Genomic DNA, 21,772 nt, shown 5'->3' with positions numbered 1-21,772 from the left:
GTTACTTGTCCTCTATGCGGTTCGCCGCTCTCAGAAATCGAGGGACCTCGTGCCGGCTGCGATACCGTCCGAAACACGAGCCCATTTGGGGACCATTGGGACGCCGCCAAAATCGGAGAGGAGCTTGTCAATCGTCACTTGCGGGGCGAGCCGACGCCGCTAGCATCCCCTATTGCGATGATGCGGCTTTTGCTGATCTTAAATCGCCCGCAGACGACGCAGCCCCCCGAAGGCTACAATAAGAGCTGGTTGCTCAACGAGATCGTTCCAGGATTTGACGCCGAAGCATTACGCATAGCGCCGTCCATCAGCAAAGGCGCAAACGCTATGGTGCCGCTCTATTTACGCATCGCGCTACTCGCCGGTCTCGCAGTCGCCGCGAAAAACGCGGCGGATACGATTCAGCGCCTGCGCCCCTTCTGTCGCCCCGTCTATCGAAAGCGATTCGACGAGCTCGCCTACGCCGCGCTCGGGATGCCGCTGGAGTTCTCAATTTAAGCGTCAAAGCTCGAAAATGCGCGCCGAAATTCTCAAATATGATGTCAACGCGCCGCGCGAACAGGGATTTTCTAATCAAAGGATGTATCCTGACATCCTTGAACTTCTTGCGCGACGTTTCCAAAGCTGCACTCAACGCGGCCCAAGACTCGCTTCCTGCCCGCTTTAGTTCCTCGAAGCGCGCCTTGGCCTCGGTCTTATCGGCCTGCAATTGCGCAATCGCCTTGTCGGCGCTTAGGTGGGGGAGGTCGCGCGAAGATGTCGAGAATGGCCTGCCGGATGGCTGGCATGCTCGGTTGTGGCGGCGGTCCCCCGATTCTTTTTTTTCCGCCCCGCGGCTTTGAGGCGGCGGGATTGGAGGAAGGCGTAGGCGATCATCGTCATCAATGCGTGTCGATGCAAACCGGTCCAGGACCGACCTTCGAAGTGATCGAGGCCGAGTTCCTCCTTGAGCTGCTGATGCGCCTGCTCACAGATCCATCTGGCTTTGATCGAGGCGGCGAGCTTCTTCAGGCTCGTATCTGCTGGCAAGTTCGACACATAGTATTTTTGCTCGCCCGTCGACCGGCGTTCGCCGACGAGCCAGACCTCGTCGCCCGGCATGCACTGCATACGATTGTCGCGCATGCGGTGCTTGTGGCCATCCGCTACGCGAATACGTCGAGCCGCGAAGAGACATGTTAGCCGGCCTTTGGTTCCCCGCCGCCAACTGACCTTTTGCCATTTCTCGCCGGCCAACGCCGCTTCAGCGGAAACTGGCGGTTGATCGGGGATGTGGTATTTGCGGGGCTTCCCTCCTTTCGCGACAGGGAACGCCAGAACGACATCTGCCGGGTAGACGTTCTGGCGTCGCGACAGTCCCACTGCCCATAGTAGACCACGCGCGCTCAGAGCCTGACGGAAGGGCCCGCTGGAGCCGTAACCTGAATCTGCAAGGACGCAGCCGAAACGCACGCCCGAGGCGATGACGCGGTCGATCTCCTCGATCGCGATCTCCGGCTTGCTCAGCGCGCCCCGCCTGTCCTCTGGGACGCGCGCCCGCGTCATGCGCTCGGGATCATTTGTCCAGCTTTCGGGCAGGAAGAGCCGCAGGCTCACCATCACAGGAACCTCGCACGACGCCAGGGTGAGCGAGACCAGCGACTGACAATTGGCGGTCTTTCCCAGCGACGATGCATATTGCGGCGCGACGCCGACCGAATACGCGCCCTTTTTCGGCAGGGCCGTATCGTCGACGATCAGCCACGCGTTGGCGCCGCCGACCATCCTGTCGGCTTCGACGAGCAGCGCCTTCTCCAGCGGCGCGGCGTCCCACACGCCGCTGGCGATGAAGTGATGAAGCTGATCGTATCCAACGTCGCTGTCGCGCGCCGCCATGGGCTGCATGCTCTTGCGATCACCCGCGCCTATCAGCCCCGCGACATACACTGGGCACATCCGCGCCCGCGCCTTGTGTCGCAAAGCGCCAAGGAAAGGCGCCAGCCACCGCTCGAGATCTGACTTCCAAGTTTCGTCCATGGTCGGCCCTCCCGAAAGCCGACCTCCTATGAATCACGCAATGCGCGTCGCGGGAATCCCACAAAAGCCTGACCTCTCAAAAATCTGCCAAAGTAGTGCTAAGCCCTCGATCGCCGGCACAGGCTCCAAAACGATTGTTCCGTCGGTATGAATACGCAGTGCCACGCCGTACCTGCGGGTGCAAGATGCGCATCGTGGACACGCAGGGCGCGCTCGAGGTCCTTTGCGAGGAAGCCGCTTGTGAGAGGCAAAAAAAACGCTTCACTGTACGACGCGACTGGGAATCCGCTTTGATTTTACGTCCTGCGGCAATATCGCCGCTTGAGCATGCCCGAGCGTTCGCGTAACGAATACGCCGTCACGAAGATCGCCTTCGAGCCGCTGGTTCGCTTGGCGGCCTTTTGGCCAGCTCGACGGGATTGAAAATCCGCGCTGTAGGTCGGAGACAAAGCGGCGTACATGCCCCAAACGGGAGATGCTGTTCCGAACTCCGCCGACTAGTAATCCCAGGGCTAGGCCGTTCGGATGTGCTTTCAATAAAGATTGAAGTCATGAGTTCAAAAATAGTCAAACACCTGCATCTCCACGGAATTGATTTTTTGGTGCCTCAATCAGACATCGAGGGATGGCTTTCTGAGCCAGACATCACTTCCTACCGGCCGATCGCGGAGCTTCTCCTCAAGCTTCTTGAAGGGAAGCGTCTGCTTCAGCCCGTGCTTCTAGCAGGCTGTTGAAAAAGGCTCTCGCTTCGCTTTGAGGACGGCGTCGTCGCCGTTGTGATACTCGAATTCGATCTCGATGAAGCCGTCATCGAGAAGTTCGGCGGCTCCTTCTCCCGAGATTTCATCGCCCTCATCAAATCCGGTCCACGCGAAACCGATGGAGGACCGGCTGTATTCGATGTCGAGCGTCGCGTGCATGGCGCCGAAGGCGATTTCGCCGCGCCCTTCGGCGCCGATGACGATCGCGGCGGGGCCACAGAGATCGAGATAGTCTCGATCCCAAAGATCGGCCTCGACGATCCGCCAGCGACCGACCAGTTGGCAACCGGCAGGGGCGCTCATGTCGGCGCCGCCATCAGCTTCGGCAACCGCGCTAGATTGTAAGCGGCCGCCGCGAAGGTGAAAGCCCATCCGACACGGTCTCTGCCTCTGAACCTGGTCTTCTCCTGTCCGGCGATAGTTTTGATCCAGCCGAAGCCTTCTTCGATCCTTTTGCGTATGCGCTGGCTGATCGCGTAGCCCGCATGTCGCGTCGTGCGCCCATCGATCGCCGAGGTGCGCCCGCTGGTGTTTTGCGCCACATGCGGCGTCACCTTCATCGCGCGCAGCTCATTGACGAAGTCTTCGGCGTCATAGGCCTTGTCGGCGCCCAGCGTGATCGCTCTGGGTTGATCCGCCCGTGGCTCAATCATATGAAGCGCCGCGATGCGTTCGGCGTGTCCATCCGCCGGGGTCAGGCAAGCGTCGACGAAGAGACCGTGCCGGTTCTCCATCAGCGCGTGCCCGATGAAGCAGAGCTTCGCCTCCTTGCCAACACCTTTGCGATAGAGCCGCGCTTCGGGATCGGTCGTCGAAGCATGCGTCTCGTTCGAGCGTTTCTCGCCGTGGAAGTCCGTTTCTTTGTTGCGTCCGCCGCCCTCGGCCGGCGGCTTATCCGCTCCATCCTTCGGCTTGAAGCTCTTCATCGACGCCCAGGCCTCGATCAACGTGCCGTCAACCGAGAAGTGCTCGGCGCTCAAAAGACGCTTCACGCGCGGCTGCGCCAGGACCGCGTTCAGGAACTTCGCGGCGATCTCGCCTTCGAGCAGACGATCGCGGTTCTTCGAGAACACGGAATGGTCCCAGACCGCATCGTCGATCCCAAGTCCCACGAACCAGCGGAACAGAAGGTCGAACTCCAGCCGCTCCATCAACTGGCGCTCCGAGCGGATCGAATAAAAGGCTTGCAGCAGCATTGCTCGCAGCAGCTTCTCCGCCGGGATCGACGGGCGGCCAATTGGCGCATAGAGCGCCGCGAACTCGCTCGCCAGCGCCGCCAAAGCCTCGTTCACAAGCAGCCGGATCGCCCGCAGCGGATGATCTTTCCCAACCCGCGCTTCAAGATCGACATAGCTGAATAGCGAGCCTGTCCGCCGATCTTCGCCCCGCATGATTCATCCTCGTTCAATCGAGGAAAATGAATCACATCGCGATTGACGCGACCAGAGACTTTTTCAACAGCCTGCTAGAAAACATAGTTTTTAACTATGAAATTATTCCCGGCGTCCAATCTCCTCGCGATTCATCCGAGGTCAATATTTCGTTGCTCAAAGCTGCCTTGTTGAAAAGCTACCGCCGACGTTACGGTGACGATATAAACGACTTCGATGAAATTATTTTGGAACTGAATTTCGGCAAATAGTGCTCCGTTATTGAAGAACGCTTCAGTCGAGTACGCTGGACCGCCATTGAGAAGATCGGCCTGTGAAGTTGCGTGGAATAAGAACCCCGCTTTGGGGATGATTTGCATCCAATCGGGCCCCCGGAGCTAAGGGTCCACACTGGCCTCCTGATGCAAGGGAGGCCGAGATTGGAATGCTTGTTGTGGAAACGATTGCGAAGATACGCCGCGCCTATTTTGTCCAGAAGAAGCCAATCAAAGAGATTTGCCGGGACCTGCATGTGTCGCGGAAGGTCGTGCGCAAGGTCATCCGTTCGGATGCGACGGAGTTCCGTTACGAACGCGAGACGCAGCCGCTTCCGAAGATCGGTCCCTGGCGCGAGCGGCTGGATTCTCTTTTGCTGTCAAACGAAGGAAAGGTTCCGCGAGAACAGCTGACGCTTATGAGGCTTTATGAAGAGCTGCGCGGCTTTGGTTATCAAGGCAGTTACGCGGCGGTTCGCCGTTATGCGATCGGCTGGCGCAAGGAGCGCGGCGCCGCGTTGGCGCAGGCCTATGTGCCGCTGAGCTTTGCGCCGGGCGAAGCCTATCAGTTTGACTGGAGCCACGAAGTCGTCGTGCTGAACGGCGCGACGGTGACGGTGAAGGTCGCGGTCCCTTTTGAATGAAAAACTGGGGTTCCGATTCAATGGCGTTTGACACACCTCGGCCGCCGCTCTCGTGCACGAACTCATGGAAGCGCGCGACGAGCGCCGCCTGCGGGCGCTCAAAGGCATCTCAACACCGTCAAATTGCTGATCGTCGATGAGCTGGGCTACGTGCCGTTCACGGCAATTGGTTCCGAACTGCTCTTCGAGGTCTTCAGCCAGCGCTATGAACGTGGCGCCACGCTGGTGACCAGCAATCTGCCATTCGAAGAATGGACGTCGGTGTTCGGTTCGGAACGGCTCACCGGCGCGCTGCTCGATCGGCTCACCCACCCTGTCCACATTCTGGAGATGAACGGCGACAGCTATCGTCTCGCGACAGCCAGGAAGGCGCAACGGCGCAATGCCGACGAGCCCAGCGTAAACCCAAGAACCAAGGGAGAAGCCGACGCAGACATTTAACCGCCGCCGCGCGCATTGCGTTTCGCTAAGCTCCGCGCGCCTCAATGCGCGCGACGATCCAACTCACAAGGGCTTCACGGCCCTTTTCTCTCAACCAGATCGATACACTTTTACGCCGCATCTGGCACAATTTGTCGCCGCCGTTGACAGAATGGCTCGCAGTCTCACATTGAAACCGAAATCGACACCGATGGCGGCACGGATCGAATATCCACTGTGCTAACCTGCGCGGGGTCACGGATACGTCAATCCTGAAGCTGCTGCTTCGCCCCATACCGATCCGCCAAACGTTAGCCCGACAGCGTGAACGCATCCGATCGAATGTTTTTCATGCTAACTCCGCGCATGAAGAAATCACGCTTCAACCGTTTCACCAGATTTTCGCCGCCACATAGAAAAATTGCGCTGTCCTTAACGTCCTGCTCGGCGTGCATCGCTGTCGCCGCAACGTCTCCTCCAGCCGGAGCATTTGGATCAAGTAGGCATGGTCGGTAGTCGACATGCGCCCGCGTCCGGCTCAGCGCTTTCAGCTCTTCATCAAGATAGAGACCATCCCGGCTGCGTGCGCCGTGGTAAAGACGGATTGGACCGAGATGGCCCCGCTTCAGAGCGTCTCGCAGCACGCCGTAGAGTGGCGCGAGACCCGTCCCGGCGCCGATCAGCAGCAGCCGCTGATCCTCGTGGACACCTTCGTAAAAGCATGTCCCGGACGGACCCGCGACATGCAAGCGGTCGCCCGGCTTGAATTCTCCAAGCCGTCGACTCATTCGGCCATTTTCATGCAGTCGGATATGCATCTCGAGAAATGGATCGTCCTCGGGATGGCTCGCGAGCGAGTAATGACGTCTTAAATCGCCATCCGCGACAAGTTCGAGGAACTGACCTGGCCGATACGCAAAATCATCCGCATCGACACGCAGTCGGATCACATCCGGCGCGAGCGGCTCAATCGCTCGAATGACGGCGTCCCGACGCGCGCCGACGTTGTCTGGTCGCGTAATCGTCAGCGGCGACGTCGGCAAACAGACACAGGGCAGAAAAAAGCCGAGCGCCTTCTGACCCTGTGTCAATCCAACTTGAGACTCTGGCGGAGGAACGCCTTCCACCGCGCGATGCAGACACGTCTGACAATTGCCGGACCGGCACGACGAAGGCGCGGCGATGCCGGCGCGCTCCAGCGCTTCAAGCACCGTTTCACCTAGCCTGAGTTCGACCGAACGATCCTCGAACTTCAGCATCGGATCAACGGTTCAAGACGTCATCACGAACGGAATTTGCAATCGCTGCGACTTCTTTAACCTCTTTTTCTGGCACGCCAAGGTCACGGAGCGTGTAGTTCAGATTTTCGATTACCGCGTCGACATGCGAATCATTGAGGCCCTTCGCGACGAGACGCTTATGCGCATTGCGCATGTCGACTCCCGTGTAATTATTTGGACCCCCAAACGCCATGGTCAGGAATGATTTCTGTTTGGCGATTTGCTGATCGATGTCGACGCCATCAAAAAACTGCGCGATGCGACCGTCCGCGAGAACCTTGCGATAAAAAAGCTCAACTGCGGCATTAACGGCGTTCTCGCCCCCGAGGCGCTCGTAGAGATTTGACATGCCTTGCGTTCTCCCTATTGCCGACCTTAGCGAGCCAACTTTTTCGGCTCGGACGTCTCTTAGATGCCGCGGCGTGGAGAATCTTACCTCGACCGGCAAGATTTTTTCGCTCGGAGAAATGCCTCCCGCGAGAAATTCAAATCATATAAGAAAAGCGGGACGAAATTCGTCTGTTGTCGCTGACTCGATCGATAAACCCCGGGACGATCGCGCCCGCTCACCCGCGAGCCGCCGCCTTTTCGGCGCGCACAAGCGCCAGCAATCCGAGATACACCTCTTCGCATTCAGGACATTGATGCATGTGGTGACGAACCTCGGGGAGGGTGGCGGCGGCGTCCAAGCCGGAGGCTTCCAACTCGGCGTAGCGCGGCAGACTATCGAAATAATCCGTACACGACATCTCTTCCCCGCTTTTGGCGGCGAAGATCGTATCGAGCAGGCGGGCAAATTCCTTTTGTTTCATTCCTAGCTTCCGGACTCAATCGTATTTGAGACGCTCTGAGACGGGAAAATCTTACCATCATCACTGAGATAAGTTTTGCGCTGGGATGAGTCGAACGTAGCTATGATATCCTGATGCGTAACGCCTTCGGAAAGTAGCGCGGCCTTGAGGCGTTTTCGTGCATCATGAATAAGCTTATATATGCTATTGCGATTGCCGCCGAGCCACTCGGCGACAAGATCAAGCGGCATGCCCTGAAAAGCGTGAACGACAAGCGCTTTTCGCTGAAGTGGCGTCAAAGAGTTCTCGATGAGGCGGACCAACAAAGTCCATGCTTGTCGCCGTTCCAGACTACGCTCGGGTTCTGGAGCATCAGTCGGCCAGACCGGCATATCTTCGCCAAGACGCACACGATTCACGACCGCCTTCCGCCAGCGCCGTCGTCGAAGCTCCCCAAGAGTGACGCGAACAGCGATCGAATAGGCCCATGTCGTAAATTTGCTCTCGCCACGAAATTGTTCGAGTTTCGACTGAATGAGGATCATGGCCTCCTGGGCGCAGTCCTCCGCCGTTTGATGCAAATCGTGGCCGAGCGATGAACCTCCGGGCGTTTCATTTCGCGAAAGAAATTTGATGATCGCACCGAGCACGAGCTCCCGCAGCTCAGCCAGCGCAATGGCCTGATTCTGGTCGCCTGCCCGTAGGGCCAATAACCACTCGGAGTTTGATCGTTGTCTCATTTCGCGATACGCGTGACAAAGGGGAAAACGGCTTGCGCGCAAAGGTTAGCATCAACATCGAAGCGAAGCTATCCATCGGGCCTCCGATGTTTGGAGGGCCCTCTCCGGTCGGAAGAGATCTGGATCGGTGCGAGACAAACGCGCACAACGGTTGACGTGGTCCAGCACACCGAGCGGATGAGCCCCGTCTGAACTCACGATCAAATCGGCAGGCCTCCCCCGGACCGACCCCGAGGCGCGCGTCAAAAAGCGGTCGGCTGCCGAGCATTCCCTCGTCGCGGCTAAACCCACAGCCGCTATAATCAGAGGGATAGCCACCATAAAATCCGAAGCCGCGTCCATTTCCGCTGTGGAGCTGCTCTTGACCAGTTCCCTGTATCTGATCGGCTGAAACTCCTTCCAGTGGCGCATCGCTTGGCTTTTCCAGCTTTCCAGATTCATGGCTACTCCGCTTTCGGAAATCGCCCACCGAAGAGGACGCACGTGCGTCGATTGTGAGTCAATTGTGCTCCTCTTGATCCCGCCGGGCGCTGGATGCAATCTCCTATCGGGACTGCGATACGCGCAAGGCTGTTATCATCGCGATCATGGGTCATCGCCCATTCTCGCATTCCACGAAGCGGCGGCTTGTAGCGGTTGCGGTTGTCGTGGCGGGCCAGGCTATTGTGCGCGTGACGGGCGCTGCGTTGGCTGGAGCGATGTTGGACGCAAATGCGGAAGTCCGACGACACCCGATGCGCGGCCGAAGGCCCGAATATAGGAGCCGAAGATGCCGCCAAGTTCGGTGTGAAGGCGATCAAAGCCAAATAGCCGAAGGAAAAAGACCGAAGCGAATGTCCTTCCAATCTGCTTTGCCGCGCTTGTCGCCTTGCGGTCGGCAGGCATGAATTCCTCGAAAATTACAAGGTGCGCATGAAGCGGATCATTATCGCCGTCGTAGCTTCGACCTTTTCAGTTGCTGCGTTCGCTGACATTGTGGGTCGCGCTTCCGTGGTCGACGCCGACACGATAGAAATACATGGCCAGCGGATCAGGCTTCACGGAATAGACGCGCCCGAGAAGGGACAGCCCTGCTTTGACGCCTCGGGCAAGTCCTATCGTTGTGGGCAAATCGCTGCGATGGCTCTCGATGAGTTCATTGGCGTGTCGCCTGTCCAATGCCGTGAGCGCGACGTCGACCGATATGGCCGAATGGTCGCGGATTGCAGTGTGAGAGGCGAAGACATCGAGCTTTGGCTTGTGAGAAACGGTCACGCCATGGCATATCGGAGATATTCGAGCGCCTATATAGCGGCGGAACAAGAGGCGAAGAACGCGAAGCGAGGGATTTGGGCAGGGCATACGCAAGCGCCATGGGAGTGGCGCAAAGATCGTCGAAGCGGGTCGTAGGCTAGCGCCGTGATCGAGCGAGCGCAATGAAGCGTGTATCGGAGGTAGTTTGGCTGCGACAATCAATATCCCCGTCTATAGCGATGCTCTTGTCGTTTTGGGGACAGCTGGCGTCGTCGTGCCGCTGGTGCGCTATCTCGGGTTGAATCCGGTGCTTGGTTACTTGGGAGCTGGCGCGTTGCTCGGCCCCCTCGGGCTGGGTTCATTCATCGACAAGCTGCCGTTTCTCTACTGGTTCACCGTCGTCGATGCAAAAAATGTTAGCGGCATCGCCGAACTCGGCGTCGTTTTTCTTTTGTTTCTTATTGGATTGGAGCTTTCCTACGATCGGTTGCTTTCGATGCGGCGGCTCGTTTTCGGGCTGGGCGGATTGCAGGTCGTCCTCACAGCGTCCTTGCTTTCCGTCATCATCGCAGGAACCGGACAAGCGGCGTCGGTCGCCGTCATCCTGGGAGCCTGCCTCGCGCTTTCCTCGACCGCCATCGTTCTTGAGATTCTTGCGGCCCATGGCGAACTGACGACAGGCGCGGGCAGAGCGAGCTTTTCAATCCTGCTGGCGCAGGACCTCGCCGTGATTCCGATACTGATATTCGTTTCGATCCTCGGCTCGAACATTGAAGGTTCGCTTGCGTCGAACATTGGCATAACGCTGGCTCATGCGGCAGCGGCGATCGCGCTCATTGTTGTGGTCGGAAGAATGGTGCTGCGACCCCTTTTCCGTCTTGTTGGATCAATTCACTCTCTTGAATTGCTAACGGCGGCGGTTCTGTTCGTCATCATTGGTACGGGCGTGCTCGCCGCTATCGAGGGCCTGTCCATGGCGCTTGGAGCGTTCGTCGCGGGCCTCCTTCTGGCCGAAACTGAATATCGTAAGGCGGTGGAAGCTATCGTCGAGCCGTTCAAGGGCCTGTTGCTGGGTATCTTCTTTTTCACGGTGGGGATGACCATTGACGTGAGGGAGATCGCACGCGATCCGCTCACCATCTTGTCGCTCGTATCCGGCCTCATCGCCTTCAAGGCGGCCATCATCATTGCGCTGTCGAAGGCATTCGGCCAATCGTGGCGCGTCGCCATCGAAACGGGTTTCCTGCTTGGCCCCGGCGGGGAGTTTGCCTTCGTCGCCATAGGACTGGCGAAAAGTCTGGGGCTTATCGATCCTGTACTGTCCTCATTCGTTCTTGCTGTCACGTCGCTTACGATGGTTCTCATTCCGGCATTGTCCGTTGCTGCACGACACATTAATTTTCGAATGGAACCGCCAAAGAAGATTGATGCGGCGCTGAAAGCGGCTCCCCGCGAACAGCATAAGCACGCAATCGTCGTCGGTCATGGGCGCGTCGGCAAGGTCGTCACGTCATTCCTGACGGAACATAAGGTTCCCTACATCGCCACCGATAGAGATGCAGACTTGGTGACAGAAGGCCGAAAGAACGGGTATGAAGTCTATTTCGGGGATGCGACACATGCTGCGTTTATGATAGCCTGCGGCATAATGGAAGCCGCCGCCGTCATTGTGACCATCGGTTCGGAATCGAGAGTGGACGCGATCGTTCTTGGCGTCCGGAAACTCAGACCTGATGTCCTGATCGTCGCGCGCGCGAGGGATACGGAACACGCCCGGCACCTCTATGCGATCGGCGTAACCGATGCCGTGCCCGAAACAGTCGAAGCGAGCCTTCAAATATCGGAGGCCGCGCTCGTGGGTTTAGGCATTCCAACGGGATTCGTTATCGCCTCGGTCCACGAAAAGCGCGATTTGTTTCGGGCCGAATTGCGCGACGCGGCACAAGGAGTTGTTCGGGAACAGAGCCAAGGGTAGGTCCGTCAACGTAGACATAGGCGGCAGCGCCCACCCGTTGATAGCGATGCCGCGAGAGAGCAAGCGTTGACAAGCGTATCCTGAGCCCTAGCTTTTTAGTCATGCTATTGCTTCTAAGGGAAAAGCTTTCGGAGACACTGCGAGCGGTCATGCCATTGTTCGCCGTCGTTTGTCTGCTTCAGTTTGCCCTCGTCGGCTCCTCGACAACGGCCTTCGTCGATTTCCTCGTGGGCGCGGTCTTCATCGTCGCAGGTATGCTTCTGCTCTTCACTGGCGTCGACTACGGCATCCTGCCGATGGGCAGATATATTGGTGCCGCGCTGCCGGAGAAGGGATCAATCATCCTGGTCGTAGCGGTCGCCTTCGCCTTCGGCTTTGCGACGACGGTCGCTGAACCCGACGTGCTCGTGCTCGCCAATCAGGTTAACCGCGTCATGGACGAGATTTCCCGCCAGACGATTCTATACGCCATTGCTCTCGGGGTGGCGGTTTTTACCGCGATCGCCATGGCGCGCATCGTCTTCGGATTCTCGCTGCGGGGCCTGCTGACGGTCACTTATGGGGCGATGCTCGTTATGTCCTTTTTCGCGACCGATCAGTTCATCCCGCTCGCCTATGACGCGGGCAGCGTGACGACGGGCGTCTTGACGGCGCCGGTCATCATCTCCATCGCCATAGGCTTGAGTTCCGTTCTGGCCGGCCGTTCGGCCATCTCCGACGGCTTCGGACTTTTGGGATTTGCTTCCGTCGGCCCCATCTTCGTCCTGATGGCCGTCGGGATATTGCTGCGGTGAGCGTCGATAGGCTGCTCGACGAATTCGGCGTCGCTGCGGCGAGCGTCGCCGAAGCCGTGTTGCCCTTGGCCGGACTCTTCCTTGTTTTCCAGGCGCTGTTGCTGAAACTGCCCGGCAAGAATGTCGTCGATATCATGATCGGAACGCTCATCGCGGCGGCGGGGCTTTTCCTTTTCCTCGTCGGCGTCGAGATCGGCTTCATGCCCATCGGCCGCGCCATCGGCGAGGCGCTCGGGGCCTTGCCGCATAAATGGCTGCTCGCGCCCATCGGCCTTTTTCTCGGCTTCGTCACCACCTGGAGCGAGCCGGCCGTGCGCATTTTCGCCGAACAGGTGGAAGAAGCCTCGACCGGCTCGATTTCTGCGCCGACCGTTCTCTATACGGTCAGCATCGGCGTCGCTCTATCGGTCGCCATCGGGCTCCTGCGGATCGCTTACGGCGTTCCGCTGCTCTATTTCCTTGCGCCCGGCTATGCGCTCGTCATCGTCATCATGTGGCTCTGCGAAAGGGATTTCGTGGCGATCGCGGTCGATGCTGGCGGGGTCGCGACGGGGCCGATGGCGAATACTTTTCTTCTTGCACTCGCGCTCGGGGCGGCCGCATCGGCCAATGGCCGCGATATGATTGTCGAGGGCTTCGGGCTCGTATCGCTGATCGCGCTCGCGCCCATGGTTTCGGTCATGACATTGGGGCTTCTCGTCCGCTGGACCGAGCGGCGACAGGAGTGACGACGATGTTGTTGAACGCTTCTTTGATAGTGACCATCGTGCGGAAGGGTTGGGGCAACACGGTTCTAGAGGCTTCCGTCAAGGCAGGAGCGCGCGGCGGCACGGTCGTTTACGGACGTGGCATCGGCGTCAACGAGCACGAAAAGATTTTCGGTATCCCGATCGAGCCGGAAAAGGAGATCGTGCTCACCGTCGTCTATACCGACAAAGCCGACGCAATTTTGCAGGAGATTGTCCGCGCCGCCGAACTGACGGAGCCGAACAGAGGCCTCGCTTTCGTGGTGGAGATCGCGAAAGTCGTCGGCGTTCCTCATCTACACAACGAGGAGCGGCGTTAGGAACGGCGGTCTTAGTGAAAGCGCTCCCTTGTCCAAAACGGTGTTGTGCGCGCTCTTGAGTCGAAAGTTTAACTTTTCTCCCCATTCCATGTAAGCTAGGATATTTGCTGGATAATTGTTTCAAGCCAGACGTTGCGTCATATCCCGACAAGGGAGCGTATCATGAGCCCACGTCCAATTTCACGTCCGCCGAATCACGAGGCCGTCGAGCATTTTGAGGACGCGGCGAGAAAGCTCCGGGAACTCTTCAGGTCATCCGTTGCGGAAGCGTTGCCGGGTTTTGCTCGCCGATTGTTCGAACGAGAATGGCAAGAGTCCGCCGATCTAACGAGCATTGAGTCTGTTCCGCCGTTGGCGCTCGCGTATCTAATTAGTTGCGAGCGGTGTGTGCAGGACTTGCTCAGTCGGGATTACGACGGCGTTGCGAGCGCACACTTTGAGAAACGTGTCAGCGAAGCAGCGAATGAAATCAGGACGAAAGTGATCGTCTCATGTAGCTATGAGGGCGACGCCATTAGAATTCCGACGAAACGCACTGCGTAGCGGTGCGGCGAATCGCATCGCGCCACATCGCACGGCAACGCAACTCGACGCAACAAAGGCCCTGTCAGCAATGGTGGGGCCGTTTTCTTTAGAACAGCGATGAGTGCGCCGAGGCGGCGCATCACAAGCCGCAAATCAAAACTCCGCCCAGCTTTCGCCGGACGGAGTCTCGCGCCCAATACTGCCTCGGTTTGTTGAGACAGACTGAGGCCCGCCCGTCGGCCAGGTGAGGCGGCGGTTCGACGGACTCGATCTCAAATTGGAGCCGTGTTCGATTAAGGCAAGCTTCACCCGCCTCGCCGCTCTTAGCCGTAGATCACAAAAAGCCCGCGGGCGCTGCTGAGAGCACCGCGGGCGATATGGCTGAAATGGCAGTCGCTGTCGGACAGTTGAAGAACGACGCTTTCGTCAATTGGCAACGTCGCGGTAACGGGCAAGCGTGGCAGACCACACAGCGACGCTGCATCGCAAGAACGAAAGTCGCGCCCCAAATCGTTAACGCCGCGGGCGTAATTGTCGTTTTGTGTTAACATCCCAATGTTCTTTTTGCGGCGGAGGGTGATGCCGACGCGTATTGTTTTGATCGATAAGAAGAATCACGTTCGCGCGGATACAGCCGCCTTGGCCTTGGACTCGCGAGTGGGCAGATATTGCGGTCAAAGGCCGAAGCAACCGGGTCACATTCGCTATTCGCGCTGCGAAATTGCTTGATGAGCGCCACGGTAGAGCGTGCCGAGCATATGGTTTTACGCCGTTCGCGACGGCGGACACCGACGGATATTTCGTCTTTGATTGCGACACGCCGAGCGCGCCGCCTTTGATCTTTGAGGGGCATAGCGACCCCCGCGCGACCGCCGAGGTTATGACGGCATGTCTTTACGTGGGCTATGTCCGTCGCCACCATTGACTTATAAGCCGTGCGTCATTGCTTTCCATCAAGCTTCCGTTCCAATTTTAGCAATAATGCCTGAAGCTCGGCCGCAAAAAGCGTCAGATGCGATGGTCTCGTCTAGGCGCTCAGTTGATGCTCCATGTCCGGACTGCTCATCTCGATGGAATTCTCGAACGCTACTGCGGTCTGACACAGCCAGTTGAATGGTCATGGCCCAATGACAACGCGCTTCGACGAGCCGCCTGACCCCCAACTTCTTTCCGGGTCAACCTGAATTTATATATGATAATATCCCTTTCATATTTGGAGGCCGATATGCCACTGCCGCACCTCCGTCAAGCTCGGAACGAGACGCAAAAGGCGATCGAGGATCTGGAAAAAGCTGCTGAGGCGTTAGGGCGCTCCAAGGAGGGTGCGGGAAGCACTCCGGTGCGACAACGGCATCTGGACGTGGTTGCGGCTCGTCTCGCCATTGCTCGCACCGAGAAAGCTCGTATTGAGTAACTGATTGAGGAGTTGGAGAGGGACGCGTGAACCAGCTCGTTCCCATAAGCCCCCATATTCCCGCCTTGGTGCGTTCCGGCGGCGAACGCGCTCAGAGGCGCTTCTGGGAATTCTTCGTCAACAACATCTGCAACCCGCATACGCGCCGCGCCTATGGTCGCGCGATAGGCGAATTCCTGGTGTGAGCAGCACGGCCTCGGCTCGATCATCGACGTGCAGCCGCTGCATGTCGCGCGCGATCTATGGCGCCGACAAAGCCAAGAAATTTCTGACCAATCACGCCGTCGAGATCGTCTTTACGCCAAAAGAGCACGACGGCCGTCGAGCTCTCGGAACGCTTCGGAACGCAGACGGTGGAGGCGAAGAGCCGCTCGCGGCCTTGGGGCTTTTTCCAACCGATCCCGCTCCGAGACGATCTCAGATCATCGGCGTCCCCTCCTCTTGCCCCAGGAATTGAAGCTCACGCCTAAAGCCAAGGCCTTTGTGTTGATGGCCGGCGTTCCGCCGATCCTCTCCGACAAACTCGTCTATTAGAAGATCGCCGCTTTACGGACGACTGCTCCCGCCGCCGATCATTGAACCTGCCGGCGCCTGCCAATGAAGCGCTCGCCTCGCAGGTGCTTCAATTGAAACAGGACGTCGCCGAATTGCGCGCCATCATCATTCGCCGCCCATTGACTGAGGCGGAAATCGACAATCCCGCGTCGATCCCCGCCGAGCTATCGAACACGCCGCCTGGGACGCCGCGCCCATGCGTGGTAGGTTCCCTGATGTTATTTTCAATGGCGAGCGCGTCTTCAGCATTCTCCAGCTCGAAACGATGCGTGAACGCAGCATGGGAATGACAGCCGAAGAGATAGACGACACGATTGCGCGCCTCCGCAAAGGCAACGCCATGTTGCGTGCTGAAGCCGCTGGCCTTGAGTCAGAATACCGGAACGCGCGCGCCGTTTTAGAAGCCCACGGGGCATATGCGCAGAATGCCGAGACGAGCGAGGTATTAGATGCGGAGTTGGCCGCACAGAAGGCGCAAGATAATGCGAACGAAGCGCAGCGGGCGATCTTCGAATCCACACCGACGATGCTTGCGGGCGCCTTGCGGCTGCTCCGCCACCTCGCTGACTTCCTCGACGAAGACGACGTGGTCAATGACCTTTACGTCGGCGACGTGGTGGGCGACGCCACCCGCAACGCCGCCTCGGTTCTGGAGCGGGAGGCGCTGTCATGAGCACCGAACAGGTCCACATCAGAGATCTCGAGGAGAATCTCCGAGAAGCTATGGAGCTTTCGCACGCGCTGTGGATGGTCATGGTGGGGCTGACCGGCAACTATCCTTATGCGCTGGAAAAGGTAGATCTGCAGGCGATCGAACAGCTTGCGCAGGAAGTCCGAGATCGAACCAACGCAGCGAGTCGCCAGTGGCATGAGGAACCGTGACAATGACTGACCTTTCCAACGTCAAGGCGCTGCTGCACCGTCTGCCGCTTCGCCCGATTGCGTGAGGACGTCAGCAGCGGGCTGGCGCTCGAACCGTATGGAGCGCTGCGGCGAGTGGACGAAGTCTCTGATCGAGTTATCATGAATGATGCTCGAGCGTCGCGAGCTCACCACGGCCACGGTCTCCAGCCCCGCTGGCGCCAATGCCATCGTCGTCGATCCGGAGCCGCTTTTTGAGATCTCGCCTGGCTCTACATGCAGTTCATGGAACCGCTCGGCGCAACAGACAGTTCGGTCGAAGCCTGTTGGGATTATGACGCCGACGACTGGCGTGAGGACTTCGTCGACGCCGTGTGCGACCTTGCCCCCGGAGCCATCCGCTTCGGCGGTCTCTTCAGCCGTTATTACAAGTGGCGTGAAGGGATCGGCCCGCCGGTCAAGCGACCGCCGATGCGCAATTATGTCTGGGGCGGCTGGGAGACTCGCAAGGACCCATACGATGACCGAAGCAGAGAAGCTAATACGAGGAATAGAATCGCTGCGTGAGACTATCCGGCGCGAGTGGTTCAACATCAGGCTGGATACTCTGACGCATGATGACCGAGTTGCCATTCGAGAGCATATCGAACGCTGCCACGCCGATCTGAAAATCCTGCTGGATCGGCTATGGAATTTGGATGACGGAAATTCAAATTAGCCGCCCTATTGTCGGTTCAATTCGGCTCATAGCGCCTTATTTGACTAGAGGCGATTCCAGCCAGGCTTCCATCCAAGCGAGACATTAGAAAAACGTGGAAGGAGCCGGTTGGGTGTGCAGGCCGTATCATCGGCGAAGAGGTGCATTGATGCCAAACTTCATTTTTGAAATCATTCGCGCGGGTGACGATCCGCAAGTCATTGACGAACTGTCGTTGCCAGACTTCGCAGCGGCTTGGTGCAACGTGGAGATGTTAGCTTTCAAATTGCGAAAGACTGAAACTGAGGCATTTATTCGGGTGAAGGATTCGAAAGGGCGCATTGTTGCCTTCGCGGGTATTTGCACAGCGCTTATCTCTTATGAAAAATGCAATAGAAGGAACTGTCCGCTGAAGCCAGCATCAGACGGCGAGCCATAAGAACAAGGCGCGCGGCGATAGAAAAACATCAAGTCGCCAACTTGGCGACATGCTCGGAACGCTTCATCGTAAGCGCTGTTACCGTCCCACCTTCAAACGAATGATGAAAGCGGCGAGTCTGATCTCCTGATTTGGAGATAAGGCTTGTGTCTAGACTTGATCCTTCGCTTGATCCGAACGGCTCCGGATTACGGCGCATCGAGGTGATCACTGGAGCTGGTGGTCGGCGCCCTTATTTGGCGAGCGCGTCAGCTAGCAAGCGTGGCCCCTGCGGACATCCTATAAATCGCGGGCGCAAAGTGTACCGCTGAACCGGCGTTAGTCGCTCGCTGTTACGGCGGCGCAAAAGTGTACCGGTCCTGCTAGGCCGTCTCGATGTCATCGACTGGCATGGAGAGGCCGAAAGGATGTTCACAGTGGAACTCTATGCCGGAATACGACGCGCGGTGATGGTTGAGGGGCTGAGCCGGCGGGAGGCGGCTAAGCGCTTTGGCGTTCATCGCAACACGATCACCAAGATGCTCCAATATTCTGTTCCGCCGGGCTATCGGCGGCGCGAGCGACCGGTATCGAAGAAGCTTGGGCCGTATATGGGGTCATCGCAGAATCTTCCCAAAATCCTACGCTAAGCGGCGTCGAGTAGCTCGGACCGTGGGTTTCGGAGGGGGCGGAAGGCGTTTTGGAGTGGCTCGGTCGGCCAGACATAGTCCCCGTTGAAGGTGATGTGCTCCCATCCGAGCGGCGCGATATGGGCAAGCAGATCGTCACGGACCCGTTCGCCGTTGGCGCACAGTTCGGCAACGGCGTGGCTGAGGTAGACCGTATTCCAAAGGATGACGGCGGAGACGACGAGATTGAGGCCAGAAGCCCGGTAGCGCTGATTTTCGAAGGTGCGGTCGCGGATCTCGCCGAGGCGATGAAAGAACACCGCCCTGGCGAGCGCGTTGCGCGCCTCTCCCTTGTTGAGCCCGGCGTTTGTTCGCCGTCTTAGAGCGGGGTCGCTGATCCAATCGAGGGTGAAGAGCGTACGTTCAAGGCGTCCTATTTCTCGAAGGGTCTTTGCCAGCGTATTCTGTTTGGGGTAAGCGGCGAGCCGACGCATCAGAATCGACGGCGCAATCGTCCCAGCGTTAATTGATGCGGCGAGGCGCAGTGTCTCATCCCAGTTTTCGGCGATGACACGAAAATCGATAGCGCCGCCGATCATCGGATCGAGAGATGCGTAGGTCGCGCGAGGATCCGCGACATAGAGGCGGCGATCGGCAAGATCGCGAATGCGCGGCGCAAATCGAAAGCCCGTGAGATGACAGAGACCGAACACGTGATCGACGGCGCCCGCCGTGTCCGTATAGTGCTCTCGGATATCCAGCGAGCATTCGTGGTGAAGCAACCCGTCCAGAATATGCGCGGCCTCGCTGGCGTTGGCGGCGATCACCTTGGTGTGAAACGGCGCATAGCGATCGGAGATGTGCGTGTAGAATTTTACGCCTGGCTCCGAGCCATATTTGACGTTGTAGTCGGCGCGCGCCTCACCATGGCCGCCTGCCTTGAAAAATTGTCCGTCCGACGATGACGCGCCGCCATCGCCCCAGACCCTTGTGAAGGGCTGCGCGTGGATCGCTTCGGTCAGGCATGCCAGCGCCGCCTGATATGTTTCGTCGCGAACATGCCATTCTGCGATCCAGAGCAATTTTGAATGGCTGAAAATTTTGGCGCTTCGCGCCATTCGGGCGAGGCCGAGATTGGTCGCGTCGGCGAGCAACGCCGTCATCAGCCCGATATTTTCGTCTGGCGGCGCGCCGGTGCGAAGATGACCGAAGCGCTCGGCGAATCCCGCCCAGCCATTGACTTCGGCGAGAAGCTCGGTGATGCGCAGGCGCGGCAGCATGCCGTAGAGCCGCCGGGCGACATCGTCTACTTCGTCATTCTCCTCCCTGCGAATAGGGCTGATCGACAACCCCTCTGCAGTGATTGCCGCTTCGACAAGCTTGCCTGATGACGCGAGAGCGTCGATTTCATCGAGACGCGCTTCGAGCAAAGCGGTTCTCTCCGTTCGCCAGTCCACGAAGCGGTCCGCGACAGCAAGTCCCAATTCACCTTCCTGTCGCCTCGTGGCAAAAGCTTCTGGCGGCAAAAGAAAATCGCCAAACGCGCGGAACGCGCGGCTGCCTTCGACCCAGATATCTCCGGACCGCAGACTGTCGCGTAGCGTCATCATGACAGCGACCTCATAAGCCCGACGATTAAATGTAGGGCCTCGTCCAACGAGCTTGCGCCATGTCGCTTTCAGAAACGCCATCGGTGGACGATGCGGGAATTGCTTCGGCCGCGCCGCATAAATTCCGCGCAACAGATCGAGCGCATCAAGCAACGAGTCGTTTGGCTTCCATGAGTGGAATACAAATGCATTGAGCAGGACCGGGATTATCCGGCGCACCGTTGGATATCTTTCAACGATTTCGGTCAGATTATCTTCGCGCGTGTTGGTGACGACGATTTCAGTTTCCGCGACGAGCGCCTTCAGGCGCTCCCAGCCGAGCGAGCGTTCAACAGCCGCGTCTTGGTCTTCTCCCGATTCCTTCGCGGCCAACATGGCTTTGGCCATATGAAGCAGAGCGCGCGCCGACGCATCGAGCGCTCTCGCTCGATGAACAACATTTTCTCTGTAGGCGCGTTCGGCGCGACGATAGACGCCGCCAAGCATTTTGTCGAACATGACGAGCGCTGCGTCCGTGAGGATCGCTTCCATCTCACGGGCGAACACGACCAGAGTCGCCAGTCGGCGCGGTGTATCGAACCGCGAAAGATGCTGGGCGCTGAGAATAGCCGTTTCCTTGGCAATCGCTCTATAACGCGCGCGATGAATCCGTTGCTCGCGATCTGGCTCAACGCCCAGGCTTCGAACTAATTGCAAGCGCTCGACGAGTCCCGCCAGATTCTTCTGCGTCGGCGCTTCCGGCCAATCACGCAACCAGGCGAGCCGCGTGCGATCACTGTCGTCGCTGACCGCGATCAACGCCTCCAATTCCATAATAGTCCGCTGTTCCAATCCCTCAATAAGATTCTTATGCGCCTGCTTTCGAGCACGAGCACGCGCCGCCAGACCGATGCGCTCCAAAATTGTCGGCGCAGGCAACAAGATGCCGCGAGTTCGGAGCGCTTCGATCATGGCCGCAACGATGACGTCACCACGATCCGTGCCAATCGCTTCGGTCGTCGCAATTTTTGCCACAGACCGATAATCGGCGCGACTGAAAGGACGAACGCGCAGATACGACTGTATGTCGCCCAGATGCTCCCAGCGCGTTTCCTCTCGACGGGCATACTCGTGAAAAATCCCGGGCTCGATGCCGAGTTGACCGGCAATGAATGATAGAACGTCGTCGGGTGGAACTTCGTCAATGCCGAGCACTCGACCCGGAAAGCGCTGGTAGGCGAGATGCACCGCAAAACCGAGCCGATTGGCGTCGCGCCGCCGTCGACGGATCAGCGCCAGATCGTCGGGCGAAAGCGTGTAGTGCCGGATGATTGCCGCCGGATCGTTGAGCGGATTGAACAACGCCGCACGGGCCTGCGGCGAGAGGATTTCATGCTTCTTCATCGCCGGCTCTCCTGGTGCGCAATCCGTCGTTCGCGCAGCAGTCCGGCTTTTCACTATTTTTCAATGCCTTGGTATCTGCGCAACGCCATCGCCAAGATACCAGCGAACCTCCATCAGTGCCTTAGCGTAGGATTTTGGGAAGATTCTGCGATGACCCCGAACCGCAAAGAGACCCTTGACCAAGGGGCGCCGTCCAGACATGACCCCAAAATCACCGCTTCGACTCGCCCCATCCATTCCCGCCAGCGCGCGGCTTCCGCAGGTCCATAAGAACGGGACCGAAAGCGTCGTGAAATGCGCGCTCTTTTGGACGAC

At 58.4% G+C, this 21,772-nt stretch carries 22 protein-coding genes and 4 pseudogenes; 16 read left to right on the top strand and 10 right to left on the bottom strand.

Annotated elements, in window-relative coordinates:
• Positions 1-498, top strand: a pseudogene (locus IYW40_RS21380) (hypothetical protein); the annotation flags it as partial.
• Positions 499-732: 234 nt separating this feature from the next.
• Here IYW40_RS21380 and IYW40_RS03085 read toward each other — a convergent pair.
• From IYW40_RS03085 to IYW40_RS03070, 4 genes are all read right to left on the bottom strand, one after another.
• Positions 733-2,016 carry an IS701 family transposase gene (locus IYW40_RS03085; RefSeq protein WP_196399320.1) on the bottom strand — a complete coding sequence of 428 codons (1,284 nt, stop codon included), beginning with the start codon at positions 2,014-2,016 and terminating at the stop codon, positions 733-735.
• A 719-nt stretch (positions 2,017-2,735) separates the two neighbouring features.
• Complete coding sequence (locus tag IYW40_RS03080) at positions 2,736-3,080, bottom strand: hypothetical protein (protein WP_196399319.1); 345 nt, start codon at positions 3,078-3,080, stop codon at positions 2,736-2,738.
• Positions 3,077-4,168 carry an IS5 family transposase gene (locus IYW40_RS03075; protein ID WP_196399318.1) on the bottom strand — a complete coding sequence of 364 codons (1,092 nt, stop codon included), beginning with the start codon at positions 4,166-4,168 and terminating at the stop codon, positions 3,077-3,079. Before IYW40_RS03075 ends, IYW40_RS03080 begins: the two co-directional genes overlap by 4 nt.
• 131 nt (positions 4,169-4,299) lie before the next feature.
• A complete protein-coding gene (locus tag IYW40_RS03070) occupies positions 4,300-4,527 on the bottom strand; it encodes a hypothetical protein (RefSeq protein WP_196399317.1) in 228 nt (75 codons plus the stop codon).
• 65 nt (positions 4,528-4,592) lie between these two features.
• On the opposite strand from IYW40_RS03070, the pseudogene IYW40_RS03065 reads away from it, so the two are divergent.
• Both IYW40_RS03065 and IYW40_RS03060 read left to right on the top strand, forming a co-directional pair.
• Positions 4,593-5,051: pseudogene (locus tag IYW40_RS03065) on the top strand (IS21 family transposase); the annotation flags it as partial.
• A gap of 49 nt (positions 5,052-5,100) precedes the next feature.
• Positions 5,101-5,507, top strand: a pseudogene (locus IYW40_RS03060) (ATP-binding protein); the annotation flags it as partial.
• A gap of 290 nt (positions 5,508-5,797) precedes the next feature.
• Here IYW40_RS03060 and IYW40_RS03055 read toward each other — a convergent pair.
• The 4 genes from IYW40_RS03055 to IYW40_RS03040 all read right to left on the bottom strand — a co-directional run bounded on the left by IYW40_RS03055 (position 5,798) and on the right by IYW40_RS03040 (position 8,297).
• Positions 5,798-6,745: a 2Fe-2S iron-sulfur cluster binding domain-containing protein gene (locus IYW40_RS03055; protein ID WP_196399316.1), complete on the bottom strand. Its 948-nt coding sequence runs from the start codon at positions 6,743-6,745 to the stop codon at positions 5,798-5,800.
• Positions 6,746-6,749: 4 nt separating this feature from the next.
• A complete protein-coding gene (locus IYW40_RS03050; protein WP_196399315.1) occupies positions 6,750-7,115 on the bottom strand; it encodes a group 1 truncated hemoglobin in 366 nt (121 codons plus the stop codon).
• A gap of 217 nt (positions 7,116-7,332) precedes the next feature.
• Positions 7,333-7,578: a hypothetical protein gene (locus tag IYW40_RS03045; RefSeq protein WP_196399314.1), complete on the bottom strand. Its 246-nt coding sequence runs from the start codon at positions 7,576-7,578 to the stop codon at positions 7,333-7,335.
• Between the two features lie 2 nt (positions 7,579-7,580).
• Positions 7,581-8,297 (bottom strand): RNA polymerase sigma factor, encoded by a 717-nt coding sequence (locus tag IYW40_RS03040; protein ID WP_246720597.1) that lies wholly within the window; start codon positions 8,295-8,297, stop codon positions 7,581-7,583.
• A gap of 912 nt (positions 8,298-9,209) precedes the next feature.
• On the opposite strand from IYW40_RS03040, the gene IYW40_RS03035 reads away from it, so the two are divergent.
• The 5 genes from IYW40_RS03035 (at position 9,210) to IYW40_RS03015 (ending at position 13,365) form a co-directional block, all read left to right on the top strand.
• Positions 9,210-9,686 (top strand): thermonuclease family protein, encoded by a 477-nt coding sequence (locus IYW40_RS03035; RefSeq protein WP_196399313.1) that lies wholly within the window; start codon positions 9,210-9,212, stop codon positions 9,684-9,686.
• A gap of 49 nt (positions 9,687-9,735) precedes the next feature.
• Positions 9,736-11,505, top strand: coding sequence for a cation:proton antiporter (locus IYW40_RS03030; protein ID WP_196399312.1), 1,770 nt, complete (start codon positions 9,736-9,738; stop codon positions 11,503-11,505).
• 149 nt (positions 11,506-11,654) lie between these two features.
• Positions 11,655-12,299, top strand: coding sequence for a DUF1538 domain-containing protein (locus tag IYW40_RS03025; protein WP_246720596.1), 645 nt, complete (start codon positions 11,655-11,657; stop codon positions 12,297-12,299).
• Positions 12,296-13,027 (top strand): DUF1538 domain-containing protein, encoded by a 732-nt coding sequence (locus tag IYW40_RS03020; RefSeq protein WP_348644222.1) that lies wholly within the window; start codon positions 12,296-12,298, stop codon positions 13,025-13,027. Before IYW40_RS03025 ends, IYW40_RS03020 begins: the two co-directional genes overlap by 4 nt.
• A gap of 5 nt (positions 13,028-13,032) precedes the next feature.
• On the top strand, positions 13,033-13,365 hold the full coding sequence (locus IYW40_RS03015; RefSeq protein WP_196399310.1) for a P-II family nitrogen regulator: 333 nt from the start codon (positions 13,033-13,035) through the stop codon (positions 13,363-13,365).
• An 848-nt stretch (positions 13,366-14,213) separates the two neighbouring features.
• Here IYW40_RS03015 and IYW40_RS03010 read toward each other — a convergent pair.
• Positions 14,214-14,441, bottom strand: a complete 228-nt coding sequence (locus tag IYW40_RS03010; RefSeq protein WP_196399309.1) for a hypothetical protein — start codon at positions 14,439-14,441, stop codon at positions 14,214-14,216.
• Between the two features lie 674 nt (positions 14,442-15,115).
• Between IYW40_RS03010 and IYW40_RS03005 the strand changes: the two genes are divergently transcribed.
• From IYW40_RS03005 to IYW40_RS02970, 8 genes and pseudogenes are all read left to right on the top strand, one after another.
• Positions 15,116-15,304: a hypothetical protein gene (locus IYW40_RS03005; RefSeq protein ID WP_196399308.1), complete on the top strand. Its 189-nt coding sequence runs from the start codon at positions 15,116-15,118 to the stop codon at positions 15,302-15,304.
• 26 nt (positions 15,305-15,330) lie between these two features.
• Positions 15,331-15,489, top strand: a complete 159-nt coding sequence (locus IYW40_RS03000) for a hypothetical protein (RefSeq protein WP_196399307.1) — start codon at positions 15,331-15,333, stop codon at positions 15,487-15,489.
• A gap of 28 nt (positions 15,490-15,517) precedes the next feature.
• Positions 15,518-15,838, top strand: coding sequence for a type IV secretory system conjugative DNA transfer family protein (locus tag IYW40_RS22195; RefSeq protein WP_348644221.1), 321 nt, complete (start codon positions 15,518-15,520; stop codon positions 15,836-15,838).
• A gap of 217 nt (positions 15,839-16,055) precedes the next feature.
• Positions 16,056-16,532 (top strand): hypothetical protein, encoded by a 477-nt coding sequence (locus IYW40_RS02990; RefSeq protein WP_196399328.1) that lies wholly within the window; start codon positions 16,056-16,058, stop codon positions 16,530-16,532.
• Complete coding sequence (locus tag IYW40_RS02985; RefSeq protein WP_196399306.1) at positions 16,529-16,741, top strand: hypothetical protein; 213 nt, start codon at positions 16,529-16,531, stop codon at positions 16,739-16,741. Before IYW40_RS02990 ends, IYW40_RS02985 begins: the two co-directional genes overlap by 4 nt.
• Before the next feature lie 255 nt (positions 16,742-16,996).
• Positions 16,997-17,287, top strand: a complete 291-nt coding sequence (locus IYW40_RS02980; RefSeq protein WP_210327167.1) for a hypothetical protein — start codon at positions 16,997-16,999, stop codon at positions 17,285-17,287.
• Positions 17,288-17,586: 299 nt separating this feature from the next.
• On the top strand, positions 17,587-17,856 hold the full coding sequence (locus tag IYW40_RS02975) for a hypothetical protein (RefSeq protein WP_196399305.1): 270 nt from the start codon (positions 17,587-17,589) through the stop codon (positions 17,854-17,856).
• Between the two features lie 407 nt (positions 17,857-18,263).
• A pseudogene (locus IYW40_RS02970) lies at positions 18,264-18,446 on the top strand (IS21 family transposase); the annotation flags it as partial.
• A 35-nt stretch (positions 18,447-18,481) separates the two neighbouring features.
• Here IYW40_RS02970 and IYW40_RS02965 read toward each other — a convergent pair.
• The gene (locus tag IYW40_RS02965; RefSeq protein WP_196399303.1) at positions 18,482-21,457 is read right to left on the bottom strand and encodes a Tn3 family transposase; all 2,976 of its coding nucleotides are present in this window, start codon (positions 21,455-21,457) and stop codon (positions 18,482-18,484) included.
• Positions 21,458-21,772: the final 315 nt, after the last annotated feature.

The organism is Methylocystis sp. H4A (assembly GCF_015709545.1).
GTDB classification, from domain to species: domain Bacteria; phylum Pseudomonadota; class Alphaproteobacteria; order Rhizobiales; family Beijerinckiaceae; genus Methylocystis; species Methylocystis silviterrae.
Note: the sequence above shows the minus strand (reverse complement) of the source record. Positions and strands in the feature narration are given on the sequence as shown.